This is a genomic window from Alteromonas sp. ABV2_168, assembly GCF_056161165.1.
This window is the reverse complement of sequence record NZ_JBSWYQ010000002.1, coordinates 451,796-469,995: the sequence shown is the minus strand read 5'-3', so window position 1 is coordinate 469,995 and position 18,200 is coordinate 451,796. Positions and strand designations below refer to the sequence as shown.

The window sequence follows — 18,200 nt, the reverse complement described above, 5'->3', positions numbered from 1 at the left end:
AGTTATTTCACGGGATTAATGAGGAGGTTGCCAACGTGGTCGATGTTGGCCTGATAACCGGGCAGAACTACGGTGGTCGAATCCATTTCGCTGACAATGGCCGGGCCCGGTACTGCGATGGCAGGGTGCAGCTTGCTGCGGTCATAGATGGCACCGTCATGCCATGCGCCGTCGTAGAAGAAACGGGTATCCTGTACTTTACAGTCAGCCAGCGTCAGTGTGTCTTCACCCAGTTTGCGTTCAGCAATATCGCCGGATTTGGCTTTGACCACGGCACGGATCATCAGAATTTCATGGCCGTCGCCCAGCTTGAAGGTAAACAGTTTTTCGTGCTCCTGATCGAAGTAATCAGTCAACACGGCAAGGCCGTTGGCTTCAATGTCATCACGGGTGAAGTCGACAGAAATTTCAAATGCCTGACCGGTATAGCGCAGATCGGCCTGATAAGTGACTTCCAGAGACTCAGGAGCAAGACCATCAGCAATCAGTGATTCAGAGGCTTTACTGCGAAGTTCTTCCAAATCTGCCATCAGGACTTCTTTGGTGGTTTCCTGTGCCAGTGTCAGATAGGTACGGGCTGCTTCGTCCTGTACTTCTGTGGTGGCATCACCGTATGCACACAATACGCCGGGACCCGGCGGCACGATAACAGGCCAGGCATCAGTCAGAATACCCAGTGCATTGGCATGCAGAGGACCCGCACCACCAAAGCCCACCAGCGCGAAATCACGGGGGTCGTAACCTTGTTCTACTGATACCAGACGCAGCGCACCGAACATGGCTTCGTTGGCAATTTTGATGATACCTTCAGCGGCTTCCATCAGGTCGATGCCCATGGCGTCTGCCACTTTTTGTACCGCAGCAACAGCCGCTTCGCGATCGATGGCCATGGCACCACCCAGTTGCACATCAGATGGCAGGTAGCCTAATACCACGTTGGCGTCACATACTGTCGGTTCCGTACCACCTTTCATGTAGGCGGCAGGACCGGGAACGGCACCGGCAGATTCAGGGCCGACGCGCAGTGCTTTGGTTAATTCCGGTACGAAAGCAATCGAGCCGCCACCTGCACCTACAGTGCGAACGTCTACTGATGGTGCACGTACGCGAACATCACCGACAATGGTCTCGCGGCGAACTTTAGCTTTAGAGCCCTGTATCAGGGCAACGTCTGTTGAGGTACCGCCCATGTCGAAGGTCAGAATGTCGTCATAACCGGCGCGGCTACAGAAGTAGATAGCACCGGTTACGCCACCGGCAGGGCCTGACATCAGCAGGTTTACCGGTGATTCTGCAGAAGCGCGGCCAGAAGCCAGACCGCCGTCAGAACGCAGAATGGAAAGCTGTACGTTTTCTCCCATACGGTCTTTCAGTGCAGCCTGCAGGTTATTCACATAACGGGCAACTTCCGGACGTACATAGGAGTTCACAACCGTGGTCTCTGTGCGCTCGTATTCCTGCATTTCAGGTACGACTTCGCTGGACAGAGAAATCGGCATATCACCGAAGACTTCCTGAGCAATCACTTTTGCACGTTTTTCGTGTTCATCATTGACGTACGCATTGATGAAACAGATGGTGAGTGCTTCTACTTCACCTTTGGCTTTGAGCGTCTCGAGATCGGCTTTAAGCGCTGCTTCATCGAGGTCTGATACCACTTTCCCTTTTGCGTCCATCCGCTCAGCTGCGCCGATGGTCAGTTCAAGAGGTGCCAGCAACGGGTTTTTCACGTAGCTGACCCAGCCGCCAAGACCGCCCGGGCAAAATGAGCGGGCAACCTGCAAGGTGTGCTCGTAACCTTTTGTGGTGACCAGACCGACTTTGGCGCCTTTACCGGTTAATACCGCATTGGTGGCAACCGTTGTACCGTGCATTACACGGTGGATTTGTGTTGGATCAACACCAGACTCTTCACAGATACGGGCAATACCATTGAGTACCCCTTCTGAGGAATCATGGGGGGTGGACGGTACTTTGGCTGTAAAGGTCTGACCGTTTTCTTCGTTAATCAGCAGCAGGTCAGTAAATGTTCCGCCGACGTCAACGCCAAGACGATAACTCATATTTCATTCCCCTCATTTCAGGCAAATTCAGCTCGGTTAATTTCGTTTTAAGCCTAAACATTGGAAAGGTTGCTGCCATGACAATTATCAATGCAGCTCACGGTGAGGATTTCTATAGTCCGGAACATCAGGTCAGTACCGTCTGCAAGGATTGCCTGCGGGATGACAAAGTTTCTGTTTCACAAATAAACGAGGTCAGACATGCTTAATTGTTTCCAACAGGGCAAGCACGACATGCTGCCAGAGGCAACACACGACGAAGCGTCGCGCCAGGAGTTCGCCAAAAGCTTGCGGGGCTATATCCAGCACGCCACGTTGCCGGGGCTTCAGCCGGTATATGAAAAGAAAGTGGTGCCTAAATTCAAACGGGAAAACGGCCGTGAGCCTGAAAACCGTCAGGATATTCGTCGCGCCATGGTGAAAAACAGTTATTTTCAGCTGTACGCATCGACTAACCGTATTGCCCAGGAGTTGCTCTGGGAATCCACGGTAATGAGTGTAGAGCGTCAATTGCCGCAACTGATTGAAAGGGCCAAAGCACTGTCAGCTAAATCTGAGACGAAACTGGTGATCCCGGAAGGCTTTGTGCCGCCCAAATACGTGAGCGCCATCGATATTCACTGTATGCCTGGTGGCTACTGTACCGAAGTGACCGCCGATGACGTTTCTGCCGGTGTGGTTTACGACCGTGGTGTGTATCTGTACACCATGGGATATACCGGTCCTGATAACGACGATATGGGACGCTCAGTCTGCAACTACCTGAAGCGTAACAACCCTGATTTCAAACCCCGCCGCATCCTCGATATGGGTTGCACGGTAGGACATTCCACATTGCCATACAAAGAAGCGTTTCCGGATGCAGAAATCTGGGGTATCGATGTCGGTGGTGGCTGTGTGCGTTATGCCCATGCCCGTGGCGTTGCAATGGGTAAAGAAGTTAACTTTGCGCAGATGAACGCCGAAGAAACCACTTTCGAAGATGGCTATTTTGATCTGGTTGTCAGCCACATTCTGCTGCACGAAACCAGCGGCAAAGCAATGCCAAAAATATTCAAAGAAAGCGAACGGGTACTGGCTCCCGGCGGCCTGATGATTCATGCCGACTTGCCTCCATTCGATCTCATGGACCCGTTCACCCAGTTCATTCTTGATAATGAAACCTGGTACAACAACGAACCGTTCTGGGGAGCGATGCGTGACCTTGATCAGATCCAGCTGGCTGAAGATGCAGGCTTCCCCCGTGATGCGGTGCGTTTTGATACTGCGCCAATGGCAATTATGGAAACCACGGAAGGGTCGAAAGGTTATAGCGATGAGTCAAAAGAAGCCGTCGCCGAACGCGATTTTACTGCCGGCGAATTTGCCCCGGGTGGTGGCTGGGAAGTGCTGATTGCACAGAAACCTTTAGTTAACCAGGAGGTAGCGTGATGTCTGAGTCACATAACAATCCGCAGATGCAACACAGCGCTAAAGGTAAGCGTCCGTCGTTTTATGAAGATGCCGCGTCGGATCAATTAATGTCTATGGTGATGGTGCTGGCCAGCGAATTAAATGTCATGCGTGATCGCATGGACGCACAGGAACGCGTCGCGAAACAACACGGTATTGATTTGGCAGCAGGCATCGAAGCGCTGGAACTGGACGATGAGGCACTGGAAAGCCGTGAAGCATGGCGCCAGGGATTTTTCTCCCGCCTGTTCTACCTTACCCGGAAAGAAGCGGAAGAAGCGCAAATGGGTGAAACCAAAAAATCTTATAACGCGACCATTGATGATATAGCCAAAGCATAATGGAGTGAGATAACGATCCTCAACGGAAAGCCTCTGCCGGCGTGATGCCTTCAGGGGCTTTTTTATCGTATTTTTCGGGTGGATTGATAATTGTTAAGGCGGGCTTGTCATGTGCCCGTTAGGTTGGTTAAAACAGTCAGTTGCAAATTACTCTGCCTTTACCGGGATCTTTGAATATGAAGAATCATTTGTTCGTTTTAATGCTGTCTATCCTGATGTGTTCTGCCTCAGCATCACTAAGTGCTGAAGAAGGCAAAAATGCGGAGACAACGAGAACATTGACGCTGGAAGACATGCGAAAAAAATACGCGGATGCTGATTCAAAGTTCATGGACGTAGATGGCATCAACGTGCACTACAAAGATCAGGGCACCGGTCCAGCAATCCTGTTAGTGCATGGTACGCTCGGCGACCTGCAAGACTGGGATACTTGGGCAGAGGTGCTGAGCAAACATTATCGTGTGATTCGCTTTGATTTACCTGGCTTCGGCATCACCGGAGATATCCCGAATGGTAACTATTCAGTCGACCGCAGCCATGTTCTGATTGACGGCCTGATGGATGCGCTGGGTATTGAGCAGTTCGGTATTGCCGGCATTTCTTACGGCGGTATGGTGTCGTTCCGTTACGCCGCAACCCGTGTAAACCGTATTACGTCCATGATCCTGGTGAATTCTGCGGGTATTCAGTTTGGCAAAGCGGTTAAGCGTGACACGGATACCAAAGACAAGCCCCGTAAAAACATGTTTATCGATCCGGTGGTTAACCGTGAAGATGTTGCTCAGTTCTATGATGACTACATCAATGACCACACCTATGTGACCAGTGCGTTTATTCAGCGCAAGCTGGACTATCTGAACATTGTTAACCGCGATACCAATTCAATTAAAGCGTACAAGCTGTACGAAAAAGGTAATCCTCAACGTGTGCTTTCTCATGTCACTGCACCGTCGCTGGTTATCTGGGGAACGGCGAACCAGGCGCTGGATACAGAAACGGCGCAGGCTTTTATTGATGCGCTGACCGCTTCCTGTTTTAAGAAGCTGGTCACCTTTGATGATGGCGGGCATTACATCAATGTGGAGCGGCCGGCTCCGACTGCGAAAGCCGCGCTGGCATTTTTACAAGGTCTGCCTGAAGTTGATGCGTGTAAATCGTCTTGTGAGTAACTGATCTGGTGTCACAGCCTTACGGCGTGCAGGAGGTATTTGATGTCTCAGTTGTTTTTGCCCAGAAGTATGGAGCCTGTATACGGATATAACCCGTTCAGTGACTGCCCGCTGTTTCGTGACTTATCTGTGAAGCAGCTTTTTGAGCTGCGTCGTTGCGGCACGCAGATTGAACTGGGGGCCGACGAGCCAATCTTCGACCAGTTCTCTCCCTGTACCAGTGTGTTTAATGTGATCAGCGGTGCGATTGTTGTCGAACGGTTTGCTGATGACGGCAGACGGCAAATCATCGGCTTTTTGTTTCCCGGAGACTATCTGGGCATTGTTAACTCCGCGCGCTATGAGGTGGCTGCCCGCAGCCTCACAAAGTCTACCCTTTACCGCTTCGGCAGAAAAAAGCTGGTGGATTTTTCTCTGCATAATCATCAGTTACGCAGAAACATTGAACACATCATGTCGAACGTATTTTACCGGCTGATGGAACAACTGTTTATTCTCGGTCAGAAAAAAGCGCACGAAAGGTTGTGCTTCCTTTTTGTTCACTTGCTTGAGCGTATGCCCGGTGCCACGCCGGAACACATCCAGCTTTATATGTCCCGTCAGGATATTGCAGACTATCTTGGTCTTACCATTGAAACGGTAAGCCGTTCTCTGGCTAAGTTGAAAACCGATGGTCTCATTCACTTTCCTTCCATCAATCATCTGCAGATTCTTAATGTTCCGGCAGTCAGGAAGCTGGCAGCAACCTGACCTCCGGCTAAATCATATTTTGTAACAATCACCTGCAGGACCAGAAGCCTGTTTTTGATAATAATCAATGCGGTGATACCGGTGGACTCATAGCCTAAAAGCCTATTAACAATAATCAAAAAAAGTGAACAGGTTGGTACTTATGTCAAATTCATTTGATCCGCGTTTCTCCCGCCGGGGCTTTCTTAAAGGTAGCGCTCTGGTAATGGGTTCGGCATTGTTCCCTGCCTTCGCCCGCGCGTCAGGCAAAACAGATGTCACAATCATCGGCGCAGGTCTGTCCGGTCTTTATGCAGCAAGCCTTCTTGAGCAGTCAGGTCTGACCGTACGCGTGCTGGAAGGACGAAACCGCATTGGCGGCAGACTGTATACACTGGATGATGTACCGGGGGCACCGGAGGCTGGCGGCCAGACAATTGGTCCCAACTATGGTCGTATGATTTTTAATGCATCGCGGGTGGGTGTACCACTGAACCAGGTCGATTTTGGTCTTGGTAATGAACCTGTCAGACAGGTCATGCAGGTAGCAGGGCAGCGTGTATTGCCAGCTGACTGGGCTACATGTGCCGGCAACCCGTTCCCTGATCAATTTAAAGCCATGACGCCGGACCAACTGTTGCCGGTGCTGCTCGGCAAACCACCTTTTTCACAAGGGAATGACTGGCTGAGCGATTCGAACTTTAATCTGGACATTCCTGTCAGTCAGTTACTCCGCGAGAAAGGGCTTTCTGCAAAAGCAATAGAAATGCTGGGGGCTGCTAATAACTACGGCAGAACCCTGGATGAGTCGTCCTTACTGTTCCTCTATCGCAATAATTATTTTGTTATGCAATCTATGCAAACGCCCGGTGGTGTGAAGATGGCGCAGGGCGGAAATCAGCGGGTGCCTGAAGCCATGGCAAAACACCTCAGCGGTGAAGTGCTGACAGGCAAAGTAGCAGCAAAAATTAAAGAGCGCGACAGCGGTATTACCGTGCGTTGTGATGACGGAAGTGAATACGAGTCACAATACGTGCTGTCGTCGGTACCTTTCTCCACCTTGCGTCATGTTGAGATTGATGCGCCTTTACATGTTATGCAACGGGAAGCCATCAACGAACTGGAATATGGCAAAGTGTATCAGGCACATTTCGAGGTGGTTTCTCCTTTCTGGAAAGGTAAAGGTTTTCTGCCGAATGTGTGGTCAGACTCTGTCATCGAGAGAGTCTTCGCCAGTGATCCTTCACAAAGCGGTAAGATCACTAATCTGACCGTGTGGATTAACGGCAAAGGCGTGGAAGCCGTTGAAAAACTCTCTGAAAAAGACGCCGCAGCACTGATCCAAAAATCACTCTACGAAGCCTTGCCGGAGGCAAAAGGTGCGGTGAAATTTGTTCGCCTGTTTAACTGGCAGGATTCACCCATGTCACGGGGATCTTTTGCTACCTGGAAACCCGGTCAGGTTGCCCGTTATGCAAACGTAATGGCTACACCTACATCAAGGCTGCATTTCTGCGGTGAACATACTGCACAATGGGCAAGTGGTATGGAAGGTGCGCTGGAATCCGGCGAGCGGGCAGCAAACGAGATTTTGACAAAAGTCTGAGCGTAATTTTTCATCTGAACGTGTCACCGGAAGCGCAGGTTTACGGTGACTTTTTTGTGTCCACAATCTTTGTAATGAACTGATTTAATGATGTTTATTAGTCAATTTCATAATCTTGCTGTTTTTTGATATTTGTTAATGAGTCCCCGTTTTGCTGGCGATAATCTGTTCAATAAGGTGCTTTGACCGTTTAAAAAAAGTACCGCCAAAAATAATGATTGGCCGTGTAAAAAGCCAAATAACAACAGGTACCAAGTGAGGTGGGAAACATGTATTCATGGAACAAAAAATACGCTTTAAGTGCAGCGGGGATGGTTTTTGCACTGTCGCCGGTGGCATCAGCCATTGCGCAAACAGAAGAAAAGAAAGCCGACGATAATAAATACGAGCAGGTTGTTGTTAAAGCGAGAAAACGGGATGAAACCATCATCGAAGTACCGCTGTCTGTTAAAGCGTTTACCAGTAAAGATTTGCAGGAGTCAGGATTAACCGAGCTGGAATCGCTGGCAAACTTTACACCCAACCTGGATTTCCAGAATGTGGGTAACTCTCAACCCGGCCGCTTTAACCCCGGCATCCGTTTCCGTGGTATGGACATTGCCATATCTACCCCGACAAACCAGACAGGTGGCTTTTTTGTTGACGGTGTTGCTGTGCTGGGGGGCGAAAGCTCAGTGTCATTCTCCGATATCGCTCAAGTTGAGGTGTTACGCGGCCCGCAGCCAGTCTACTTTGGACGCGGCACTTTCGGCGGTGCCATCAACTATACCACGGTAACGCCCGGCGACGAGTTCAGCGGCCAGATTTCCGCAGGCTTCAGCCCGACATTCGGCAGCAACGAATTTAATGCTTATGTTGAAGGTGCGTTGTCGGAGAATGTGTCTTCCCGCCTGACTGTGTTTAACCGCGAGCAGGGTGCGCCTTTTACTGCCACTGACGGCGGTGATCTGGGTGCTGAAAAGACTGCGAGTGTGTCGTTAATTCTGGCCATGACGCCCACAGAAAACTTATCGGTAAAAAGCCGTATCGCTTATTCTCAGGACGATGACGGTGCGCCAGCATCAACGTTCGTAAAGTATTCAGAAAATAATAATATTTCCGTCGGTGACACGTTCAGCGCACAAACAAACAACGGTATTGTTGAAGCTACGTGGGCGACGCCATGGTTATCCGGCTCGTTGCCGTACACCACAGTAAGCAGCAACACCCGTTTTTATGACGTAACTGTCGCCGGACAAACTCAGTATGGCGATGCACTGGAGGACGGTACCTATAGCATGAGCGAATTACTCGCAATGCGTCCGGAAGGAGGAGATACCCCTTCTCTGGACCATATCGGACTGCGTTCTGACATGCTGGTGTTCTCTACCGAAGCATCCTACTTTATAGATGAAAACTTCTCCTTTGATGGTCTGGCGGGTTACAGCCATAAATCCACCACGCAGATCAGAGATGCTGACCAGACAGATGCACAGGCGTGGATCGTACAAACCTATCTGGAACTGGAATCCTGGTCTGCGGAAGGTCGTCTGAACTACGACAACAACGATAATTTCCGTGCTATGGCCGGGGTTAACTACTCAGTGATCGATCAGATGGGTGATGTTGACGGTGGCTGGAACGTATTTAATGGCTACTATGGCGGTATGCTGTTCGGATTCGGTACCAGTTACCTCGACGCAACTAAAATTGAAACGCTGGGTATCTTCGGTTCAGCTGAATACGATTTTACCGACTGGGCCACGCTGGTAGTCGAAGCGCGCTATCAGGATGACACTACAGACAACCGCTCCGGTTTCACCGAAGGCACCTTATCGCCTTCTGCTGAATTGTCTTTCGACGGCTTCCTGCCACGTATCAGTCTGCTGCTTTCGCCAATGGATGACGCGAATGTGTTCCTGACCTACTCAGAAGCCATGTTGCCGGGTGCTTACAACAGTATGTTTGATTCTATGGATGCAAATGATGCCGCGGAGTTTTTAGCTGCAAATCCTAATATCGAAACAGAGACGGAAGAAGAAACGATTAAGTCATATGAACTGGGTTGGAAACAGTCTGTTCTGGATGGCGCTTTATGGTACTCTCTGGTTGGTTTCCATCAGCAATGGGAAGGCATGAAGTCTACCGGCCTCTATACCTTTACCGGAACCAGCACAGGAACATCTTACTTTCTGACGCCTACTATGACCGGCTCAAGTACGCAGACAGGTATTGAGCTTGAAGGTCGCTGGTCAGCCAGTGACAACCTCAACATTCAGTTCGCTTACGGTTACACCAGCTCTGAGTACGACAGTTACAACAGTAACTCTTTCAGAAGTGCGCTGGGTCTGCCTTACGGCACATTCTACAAAGCAGACGGAAATACGCTGCCACGGTCTCCGGCGCACAGCGGTGCTGTAGGTATCACCTGGCAGGACGGACTGAATGCAGAGTGGGATTATGCCCTGCGTGCAGATACCACCTTCAGAAGCAAAACTTATACGGATGAGCTGAACCTTACCACCATTGAGGGCTATACCTTGCTGAATCTGCGGGCAAAACTGATTGGTACTGACAATGGCGTATCCGTAGAGCTTTACTGTAATAACTGTACTGACAAAGAGGGATGGGCAACAGGTCGTCGTCTTACCGACTTCAGCGCCATGCCAAACTTCTTTGCCACACAGGGTGCAGTGGTTGACCCTATTATGCCAAGAGAAGTGGGGATCCGCGCGGGTTACGAATTCTGATAATGACATGTCCGGATGTACCGTCAGGTGCATCCGGACAGCGTTGTTCCGTTCACAGGGTCGATTACTATGAAAAAAGCAGTGCAAGTTATCACTGCCATCGCCGGTAGCATGTTTTGCCTGACCTTACAGGCTAAGGCAGAGCTGCCTGCATTCTGGCAACTCAGTGAAGGTGTTTGGCATAGTCATAACATGTACATGGACGGAAAATTTGCTGTCAAAATTCCGGACTATGAAAGCGTTGTGACCATCGCTGTAAAGGATGATGAGGTGATCACCACCGAAGATAAGTTCTATCCTGCCGGCTATTTTAACGGTGCCGCTATCGGGCTGGACATCCCTGCGAAGAGCGGTGTGCACCTGGTTCAGACAACCCGTGCGTCCCTTGACAGCAAGGGTATTGCAGAAGAGCAGGCAGCCGCCGGGGCACCGGTAAGAACCATTACCACACCTCTGGACGGGAGTTCTGCGTTCTACACTGTGAGTGACAAAATAACCGGCGATACCTCTTACCGGATGCTCATCAGTTACCCGCAAAATAATGCCAGGATTGTTGTGAATATGGGTTTGCAACCCGTTGAACCCGGAAATGCGGCAGGCGCACTGCGCGGGCTGTCAGTGTTTAACGGCGTTAAATTACCGGGCAGTGAAAAGCAGGCGCTTTTAAAGCAATTAGAGACGGTATACAACGCAACCGTTACAGTTGTCCGCGAAGCAAACGGACAGTTTCGTGTAGCGTATAACCTGTAAGCGCACAGCGATTCAGTGTGTTTATGACAACCGTTTTATGAAGGTTTCCCGTCAAATAACATTTGTTATTTGAGCCTCTTGCCGGTGGGGGTTTCCCACCGGCATTTTTATTTCTGCGCCCCGGAGGCGCGGGTAGCTCAGAGACGGATAACGATTTTTCCGAAGGCGCCGGTATTCATTTTGGCAAACGCCGCTTCAATATCAGTGATGTCGAACTGGCTGTCGATGAGAGGCAGTACCCCCTGTTCTGACATGAAATTCAGCACCGCTTCGTGGTCTGCTCTTGAACCTACCATGACCGCACTGACCTTCAGAGCGCCAAAGATGAGAGGTTGCACATCAATGGTTCCGCCAAAACCGTCCAGTGCACCGATAACAGCAAGATGACCGTCGATAGCAAGGCTGGCAACCGATTGTGCCATGGTGCCTGCACCACCCAGTTCTACCACGTGATTGACGCCGGCACCTTTAGTGATTTTTCTGACTTCTTCAGACCATTCCGGCGTGGATTTGTAGTTAATGCCGTGGGCTGCCCCCAGCTGTTTCACCTGTGCCAGCTTTTCGTCTGAGGATGAAATGACAATGGGTACCGCGCCTTTTGCTGCTGCGATTTGTACGGCAAACGTTGCCACGCCGCCGGTGCCGATGATGAGCACGGTGTCACCTTCCTGAATGTTGCCAAGGGTTACCAGTGCCCGCCAGGCGGTAGTGGCAGCACAGGGCGTACAGGCAGCCTGCTCATCACTCCAGCGTGCAGGTGTGGCTACCACTCCCTCTTCACTCAGCAGTGCGTATTGAGCAAGTACGCCATTGGCACCAGCGCCCAGTGCGGAAAACATGGCGGTGAGGTTTAATCTGCCACCTGACCATTGCTGAAAGAAACTGGAGGTGACCCGGTCTCCCGCTTTCCATTGGGTGACGTCACTGCCGGTTTCCACAATAACACCTGCAGCATCAGAAAATGGTACGAATTCGTCGGCCTGTACGGGGTACGAGAGATCGCGAATGGAGGCGTCGCGGCGGTTCAGTGATACGGCGCTGATCTTAACCAGTACTTCGCCCGGACCCGGTGAAGGGAGGGGAGATTCCACAGCAGAAAGCGTGAAGCTGTCATCCTGCCTTTGGTATAAATATTTTGTGTAATTCATGGTGTGTCCGGTAGTGTGAGTTAATTCAAAAAGTGCACGGCAAAAATCGCCGGGTTGCTTTTCCGGCGCAGCGAGAAATGCAGCGCCGGTGATGCGGGTTTTTACCTGAGGGTGATCTTTTTTAATGGTCTCAAGCATGCCGTTCAGGGTTAACGGATCATCGCAGGCCTGAGCAATCATGACGGGGCAGGTAACCTTGCTGAATACCGCAGGAAAGTCCTGATTGTAAATGGCATCAAATGCCTGATTGCGGCCTTTCAGATGTGTAATGGCACCCAGCGTTTCGGTATGGACCAGATGTGCATCATAGGCCGGACACAGGGCTTTCATCAGTGTAAAGCTGTCTGAGATGTAGTGTCCGGCGTTGTCGATTTCAGGCGCATCACCAATGTCTGCACGCATTTTTTTGCGCTTTGCTGCATCCGGTTCGTACATGACGCCGGAGAGTAACAGCGAGGCGACTTTTTGCGGTGCAAGAACAGACATTTCTGTGGCGAAGTGGGTACCGGTATGATGTGCCGCCAGATGAAACCGGTCGATATTTAACATCGACAGAGCAGTCAGAAACCAGTTCGCGTAATCAGTTGTCTCCGGCGATGCCATATCAGGTACGAAAGAGTTCCCAAAACCCGGTGTATCAAAGGCAATCATATGCAAGTGCTCACCGGCAATCTGCATCACCTTTTCAAATGACGAAGAACAGGCCGGTGTGCGGTGCAAAAGTATCACCGGCAACCTGTGTTCAGGTACTTTAAGCGGTTTGGTCTCGCGATAATGGATCTGACCGGCGGGAATATTAATGTAGTGGTTTAGTATCTCTGGCAATGTCATTTCCTGCAGAAAAAACGTTGCTTTACAGTAGGTGTTCAGGGTGTTGCGGGCATTGATAATAGTCAAAATGTTGCGCCTGCCTTATGGGCAGGCGCCGGTAATTCAGAACTGGCCCGGGCTACTCTTCAATAACATAACACTGGTATTTCATTTCCAGATATTCTTCCAGGCCGGTGTGGGCACCTTCACGGCCAATCCCGCTGGCTTTAATCCCGCCAAATGGCGCATTGGCGGCTGAAATAACGCCGGTGTTAATGCCCACCATGCCAGACTCAATAGCATCTGCCACACGTTGTGCGCGGTGCAGGTTATCGGTATAGAAATACGCTGCCAGACCAAACGGTGTGTCATTGGCGTAACCCAGCACTTCGTCTTCTGTATCAAAGCTGATGATTGGAACCAGTGGTCCGAAGGTTTCTTCGCAGGCGCACTGGGCATCACGGGGAACTCCGGTGAGTACCGTAGGTGCGTACCAGTTGTTACCAAAGGGTAAGCGTTCTCCGCCGGTGAGTACTTTAGCACCGGCTGCAACGGCCTGCTTCACGTGTTCTTCCACTTTATCCACGCCTTTGCTGTCAATTAGCGGGCCTATTTCGGTACCTTTTTCCAGGCCGTTACCAATTTTAAGGGCTGCCACTTTTTCACTGAGTTGAGTCTGGAATGCATCTTTCACGCTATTGTGAACATATACCCGGTTCGGCGAAATACAGGTTTGGCCGGCATTGCGGAATTTAGCTTTTAGCAGGCCCTCAACGGCTTTCTCTATATTGGCATCTTCGAACACGATGAAAGGCGCATTACCGCCAAGTTCCAGTGAAAGCTTTTTCACATCGCCGGCGCATTGCGCCATCAGTTGTGCGCCGATTTCAGTTGAGCCGGTGAAAGTGAGCTTTCTGACCAGCGGATTCGTGCAGAAAGCATCGCCGATAACGCTGGCTTTGCCGGTTAATACCTGGAATACGCCATCAGGAACACCGGCTTGCACGGCCAGTTCCGCCAGTGCCAATGCAGTCAGCGGGGTCTGACTGGCAGGTTTCACCAGAATCGTACAGCCGGCTGCAAGCGCGGGTGCTACTTTGCGGGTGATCATTGCTGCCGGGAAGTTCCACGGGGTGACTGCTGCACACACGCCTACCGGATCCCGTGAAACACGGATATGGGTATTGGCCGCCGCAGCGGGCAGGATCTCACCCTGAATACGCATGGCTTCTTCGGCAAACCATTTAACATAGCTGGCGGCATAGGCAATTTCGCCTTTGGCTTCGGCCAGGGGCTTGCCCTGTTCTGTAGTCATTATGGTGGCAAGCTCATCAGTATGTTCAACGATGAGTTCATACCATTTACGCACGATATCTCCGCGGGTGGATGCAGGAACCTTTTTCCATGTCTTCCATGCTTCGCTGGCTGACGTGATTGCATCATTTACCTGATCAGCGTTTAACAAAGGTACGCGTCCGGCTTCTTCACCGGTTGCGGGATTATTTACTGAGAGGGATTCCTCAGTGGTTATCCATGCACCGTTGATCAGGCAAGCTTGCTTAAAAATGGCGATATCAGTCAGTTTCATATTCGTGTCCGTTTAATTAAGAATTACTACAGTCCGGCGGCAATCAGGTTCGGCATTACACTGTTGTCCCATTCCGGCATACTTGGTTGCGTATTTCTGTTTCAAGTATTACTTTCGGGAGAGTTGCATTGGCGGATGTTCACCCAGCGATTTATTCAGCGCTGCATCTGCCGGTTTATTGCTGCTGTTATAAGCCGTCAGCATGTTAAGGCTGGTATCTACCGCAAGTTGCAGTTGTTCAAGTTGCATGGGGCCGGGTAAATCGGAACGGCAAATTGCTCCGCCGAAGTAGTGATCCACATCGTCCAAAACCAGCGCGTAGTGGTCGCCTGATGCCGGAGCGGCATGCCAGGCATCAAGGTGGGTTTCCCAGGACATATTCTCACTGAGAATATCCTTTGTGCCTGTTTGAATAAGTGCTGGTTTGCTCAGCGTGGCATAACCGGTTTTTTCAATGAACCCCGGAATAGCAGCAGGGGGCGAGAATGCCAGCACCACAGACACCCGCGGATCGTCAGGATTATCCGTGCCCTCAGGTAGCAGTCCGGTAGCGCCACCTTTTACCAGTGCGGTCAGCGCGCCGTAACTGTGGCCGGCGGCAATATAGCCCTCGCTGCCGAACTCGTCTGCCAGCATTTGCATGTCCTGTAATCTTGCGCTCCACGACGCCAGACCCTGAAACTCACTGGTGCGGGGATGCTCCACAGAATCCACATGCAGCGGTGCATAGACTTCATAACCTGCATCGACCCAGGGTTCGATTATTCTCACATATTGAAGCGGTGCGGAGGCAGCTCCATGGGAAAACAGAATGATACCTTTTGCCTTTGCCGCAGGTGTCCAGTGCCAGATTTGTACGTCACGTCCGTGAGTTTGCAGAGTCAGGGTTTCAGGCTTTGCCGCTGCGAAAGCATTGGATGTGATCAGCAACACAAGTAAATAAGCGAAGTGGATCAACTTGGCGGGTTGCACGGGTGACTTCATAGGGGACTCCGGAACAGGTTTGTCGACTGCCTCATATTACGTGGTTAACCCGCAGTGCCTATGACAATTATCAATTAACAGCAGGGGCTGGCAGTCCAGAAACAATAAGCACAAAACTCTTGCGGGCTCTTTGACATTTGTTAATGCCCGGTGCGAAGGCTTTTGATTAGCTTATGAGCATGTCGCCTTAATCTGGCGACCCGTTCCGGAGACCAAAAATGCTAAATAAACTAAAACAGTGGTGGACGCTGGATGCCACAGAAGAAGCTCAAAGTGATGACAATCCTCATCTGCCCTTAACTCCGTCACAAAGACGCAACGCTATGCCTTTGCTGGCACTGGCTTTCGGCTGGGGATTTCTGGTTACCGGTTTGCTGACCGGCGGCGCACTGGGGAAAGGTCTGGCGTTTACCCCCGATTTGCTCACCGCTTCGTTTCTGGGTAACGGGATGAACTTTGTCATTGGTGCACTGGTAGGTTATATCGGCTACAAAACTGCGTGTAACTCGGGGCTGTTATACCGTTTTACTTACGGCAATATTGGCGCATACATTCCTGTGCTCTTTGTCGCACTGTTAACCATCGGCTGGCAGGGTATTACCGTGGGCGCGTTCGGATTTGCCTGGGCGCAGTCATTCGACTCTGTCACCTTCTATATTGTTGCGATTGGCGCTGGTATTTTATTTACCGGTACAACCTACATGGGTGTTGCGGCGCTTGAAAAGGTCAGTATGCCGTCTGTGCTGATGCTGGTGGCAGTGGGCATTTATGCGACGTGGCTGAATATTGATACTACCGGTGGCTGGCAGGCATTTTTTGCGCTTTCTGAACAGCAGGCCGCAAAGTCGCCCATGAGTATGTATGATGCTGTGAATCTGGTGGTGGGTTCCTGGATAGTTGGCGCTATCGTGATGGCAGATTACACCCGGTTTGCCCGAAAGGCATGGGTGGCGATTGCTATTCCGTTTGTAGTTTTAATTATTTCACAGTGGTTTCTGCAAATCATCGGCTCCATGGGCGGGATAGTTTCCGGTACTTACGAATTCACCACCTACATGCTCCAGCAGGGTCCCTGGATTGGCTTTTTCGGTCTGATTGCCATGAGTCTTGCGCTGTGGACCACAGGCGACACCAATCTGTATTTGCCGGCCGTGCAAACAGCCAGTGTATTTAAACGTCCTAAGCGGGTAACAACATTACTGTGCGGGCTGGCCGGAACCATACTCGGACTGGGGGTTTATCAGTACTTCCTCGAGTGGATTAATTTGCTGGCAGCGCTGGTTCCGCCCGTAATTGGCCCCGTTATCGTCGACTATTATCTGGTTAACCGGAAGCGTTTTAATCCTGAAAAATTAGCACATTTGCACAAATGGAATCCGCTGGCGGTCATGGCCTATCTTATCGGTGCAGCCTGTGCGACAGCCATTACTTATCAGGTGGTATTGCCTTTGTCAGACGTGCTGTTTCCGTCGCTGTACGGATTACTCATGTCTATGATCAGCTATTTAGTGCTGAGTGTAGTGGCAAAAGTCCTTGCGGTGAAAAAACCTCAGCTTGCCTGATCCTGCAAATATACATACGCCTGCTAAATGATATAAAAGTATATTTAGCAGGCATCATCGTTTATGCTGATCTGGCTAAACATCTGTTTTTAAGTCAAATAACCATTCTGATTGTTGTTAAATCCGTTATTTAGCGCAGGATGCGCTGTGATTTAAGGTTGTCTTTGTGTCCTCTTAAGTTTGAATGACCTATCATTATGCTCTTGTAGAGATGTCATGATAGTATTCAGGCCGAAACTATCCGTTATAAACGTCAGGTTGCAGCCGGATATAGGTTATCCGTCAGCTCACATGTACAATCGCGGTCACAGATGACACGCGGTTAAGATAGAAAACAGTGCTGAAACACGTGGTATATGAACGGCACGGACAGGAGATTCACTTTGGATAAATCTTCCATTATTGAAATACTGAAGCAGTTTGAGGTACAGCAGGGGTTAGAGTGGGACGGTCCTACGCCTCTGTATCATAAGTTGTACAGCTTACTGAAAGAACAAATTGTAGACGGCACCATCAGTTATGGCGCGCAATTGCCAACGGAACACGAACTGGGTGAAGCCTTCGGTCTGTCGAGAATCACCGTAAAACGGGCCATGGACGAACTGGCCTCAGAAAAGCTGGTAGAGCGTCGTCGTGGCCGTGGCACAACGGTCACGTATAAATACAAACCCAAGCCGGTAAAAGCGCCGCTGACGGGCATGCTTGAGTCCATTGAAACCATGGGTCGCCACACGATTGCAAAAGTGATCCACATTGCTGACCGTGTACCGCCAGCTGATGTCCGTGATGATCTTGGCTTAACGGAAGGTGAAACGGCCTGTCGTCTGGTGCGGGTAAGACTCACCGAAGATGAAAAGCTTCCGTTTGCTTACTACGTCAGCTGGACACTGACAAACAGTGATACGTTCTCTGAAAAGGCGCTGCAAAAGCACACCCGTGTTGAACTGCTGAAAAAGCAGGGCACAGTATTGTCCCGTATCGATCAATTCATCAGTGCAGAAGCCGCTCCCGCTGATGTGGCGAAAGAATTAAATCTCAAAGAGTTCAGTCCGCTGCTTGTGGTATCAAGACGCTCGTACGATGCAAACGGAAAGCTGGTGGATATTATGCAGGGCAGTTATAACCCCGCCATATTCCAGTATCAGATGAGTATGGAAATCAACGACTAGCGTTAAAAAACAGGGGCATTATTCATGCCCCTGAACGGAGAACAACAGAATCTGTTGTTCGGGAGTGCTTGTTTCAGCAAGGCTGACTAAGCTTGGGAAC

13 protein-coding genes are annotated in these 18,200 nt (G+C 50.5%); 9 read left to right on the top strand and 4 right to left on the bottom strand.

Going from position 1 to position 18,200, the window contains the following annotated elements:
* Nucleotides 1–2 precede the first annotated feature (2 nt).
* Entirely contained in the window at nucleotides 3–2,063 is a 2,061-nt protein-coding gene (locus ACXAH4_RS04945) for a hydantoinase/oxoprolinase family protein (RefSeq protein WP_474881004.1), read from the bottom strand.
* Between the two features lie 201 nt (nucleotides 2,064–2,264).
* On the opposite strand from ACXAH4_RS04945, the gene ACXAH4_RS04940 reads away from it, so the two are divergent.
* The 7 genes from ACXAH4_RS04940 (at nucleotide 2,265) to ACXAH4_RS04910 (ending at nucleotide 10,839) form a co-directional block, all read left to right on the top strand.
* Nucleotides 2,265–3,494, top strand: coding sequence for a class I SAM-dependent methyltransferase (locus tag ACXAH4_RS04940; RefSeq protein ID WP_474881002.1), 1,230 nt, complete (start codon nucleotides 2,265–2,267; stop codon nucleotides 3,492–3,494).
* Entirely contained in the window at nucleotides 3,494–3,856 is a 363-nt protein-coding gene (locus ACXAH4_RS04935; RefSeq protein WP_303573261.1) for a hypothetical protein, read from the top strand. The genes ACXAH4_RS04940 and ACXAH4_RS04935 overlap by 1 nt, the downstream gene beginning before the upstream one ends.
* A gap of 176 nt (nucleotides 3,857–4,032) precedes the next feature.
* Nucleotides 4,033–5,025, top strand: a complete 993-nt coding sequence (locus ACXAH4_RS04930) for an alpha/beta fold hydrolase (protein ID WP_474881000.1) — start codon at nucleotides 4,033–4,035, stop codon at nucleotides 5,023–5,025.
* Nucleotides 5,026–5,067: 42 nt separating this feature from the next.
* Nucleotides 5,068–5,775 carry a Crp/Fnr family transcriptional regulator gene (locus tag ACXAH4_RS04925; protein WP_474844039.1) on the top strand — a complete coding sequence of 236 codons (708 nt, stop codon included), beginning with the start codon at nucleotides 5,068–5,070 and terminating at the stop codon, nucleotides 5,773–5,775.
* A gap of 142 nt (nucleotides 5,776–5,917) precedes the next feature.
* Nucleotides 5,918–7,360, top strand: a complete 1,443-nt coding sequence (locus ACXAH4_RS04920) for a flavin monoamine oxidase family protein (protein WP_474844038.1) — start codon at nucleotides 5,918–5,920, stop codon at nucleotides 7,358–7,360.
* Nucleotides 7,361–7,629: 269 nt separating this feature from the next.
* Nucleotides 7,630–10,089 carry a TonB-dependent receptor gene (locus ACXAH4_RS04915; protein WP_474880999.1) on the top strand — a complete coding sequence of 820 codons (2,460 nt, stop codon included), beginning with the start codon at nucleotides 7,630–7,632 and terminating at the stop codon, nucleotides 10,087–10,089.
* A gap of 69 nt (nucleotides 10,090–10,158) precedes the next feature.
* Entirely contained in the window at nucleotides 10,159–10,839 is a 681-nt protein-coding gene (locus ACXAH4_RS04910) for a hypothetical protein (RefSeq protein ID WP_474844035.1), read from the top strand.
* A 137-nt stretch (nucleotides 10,840–10,976) separates the two neighbouring features.
* Here ACXAH4_RS04910 and ACXAH4_RS04905 read toward each other — a convergent pair whose 3' ends face one another.
* The 3 genes from ACXAH4_RS04905 to ACXAH4_RS04895 all read right to left on the bottom strand — a co-directional run bounded on the left by ACXAH4_RS04905 (nucleotide 10,977) and on the right by ACXAH4_RS04895 (nucleotide 15,369).
* Nucleotides 10,977–12,884, bottom strand: a complete 1,908-nt coding sequence (locus ACXAH4_RS04905; RefSeq protein ID WP_474880998.1) for an alpha/beta fold hydrolase — start codon at nucleotides 12,882–12,884, stop codon at nucleotides 10,977–10,979.
* Nucleotides 12,885–12,936: 52 nt separating this feature from the next.
* Complete coding sequence (locus tag ACXAH4_RS04900) at nucleotides 12,937–14,385, bottom strand: NAD-dependent succinate-semialdehyde dehydrogenase (RefSeq protein WP_474844033.1); 1,449 nt, start codon at nucleotides 14,383–14,385, stop codon at nucleotides 12,937–12,939.
* A gap of 108 nt (nucleotides 14,386–14,493) precedes the next feature.
* Nucleotides 14,494–15,369 carry an alpha/beta hydrolase family protein gene (locus ACXAH4_RS04895; protein ID WP_474880996.1) on the bottom strand — a complete coding sequence of 292 codons (876 nt, stop codon included), beginning with the start codon at nucleotides 15,367–15,369 and terminating at the stop codon, nucleotides 14,494–14,496.
* Between the two features lie 218 nt (nucleotides 15,370–15,587).
* Here ACXAH4_RS04895 and ACXAH4_RS04890 point away from each other — a divergent pair, with 218 nt between their 5' ends.
* Nucleotides 15,588–16,931, top strand: a complete 1,344-nt coding sequence (locus ACXAH4_RS04890) for a cytosine permease (RefSeq protein ID WP_474844031.1) — start codon at nucleotides 15,588–15,590, stop codon at nucleotides 16,929–16,931.
* A gap of 383 nt (nucleotides 16,932–17,314) precedes the next feature.
* Nucleotides 17,315–18,100 (top strand): GntR family transcriptional regulator, encoded by a 786-nt coding sequence (locus tag ACXAH4_RS04885; protein ID WP_474844030.1) that lies wholly within the window; start codon nucleotides 17,315–17,317, stop codon nucleotides 18,098–18,100.
* The last annotated feature ends 100 nt before the right edge of the window (nucleotides 18,101–18,200 follow it).

What these genes read in the sequence shown, in the direction of transcription:
- ACXAH4_RS04930 (WP_474881000.1), top strand. Translation starts at nt 4,033, where the DNA reads ATGAAGAATCATTTGTTCGTTTTAATGCTGTCTATCCTGATGTGTTCT.
- ACXAH4_RS04900 (WP_474844033.1), bottom strand. Translation starts at nt 14,385, where the DNA reads ATGAAACTGACTGATATCGCCATTTTTAAGCAAGCTTGCCTGATCAAC.
- ACXAH4_RS04915 (WP_474880999.1), top strand. Translation starts at nt 7,630, where the DNA reads ATGTATTCATGGAACAAAAAATACGCTTTAAGTGCAGCGGGGATGGTT.
- ACXAH4_RS04925 (WP_474844039.1), top strand. Translation starts at nt 5,068, where the DNA reads ATGTCTCAGTTGTTTTTGCCCAGAAGTATGGAGCCTGTATACGGATAT.
- ACXAH4_RS04920 (WP_474844038.1), top strand. Translation starts at nt 5,918, where the DNA reads ATGTCAAATTCATTTGATCCGCGTTTCTCCCGCCGGGGCTTTCTTAAA.
- ACXAH4_RS04935 (WP_303573261.1), top strand. Translation starts at nt 3,494, where the DNA reads ATGTCTGAGTCACATAACAATCCGCAGATGCAACACAGCGCTAAAGGT.
- ACXAH4_RS04895 (WP_474880996.1), bottom strand. Translation starts at nt 15,369, where the DNA reads ATGAAGTCACCCGTGCAACCCGCCAAGTTGATCCACTTCGCTTATTTA.
- ACXAH4_RS04940 (WP_474881002.1), top strand. Translation starts at nt 2,265, where the DNA reads ATGCTTAATTGTTTCCAACAGGGCAAGCACGACATGCTGCCAGAGGCA.
- ACXAH4_RS04910 (WP_474844035.1), top strand. Translation starts at nt 10,159, where the DNA reads ATGAAAAAAGCAGTGCAAGTTATCACTGCCATCGCCGGTAGCATGTTT.
- ACXAH4_RS04945 (WP_474881004.1), bottom strand. Translation starts at nt 2,063, where the DNA reads ATGAGTTATCGTCTTGGCGTTGACGTCGGCGGAACATTTACTGACCTG.
- ACXAH4_RS04890 (WP_474844031.1), top strand. Translation starts at nt 15,588, where the DNA reads ATGCTAAATAAACTAAAACAGTGGTGGACGCTGGATGCCACAGAAGAA.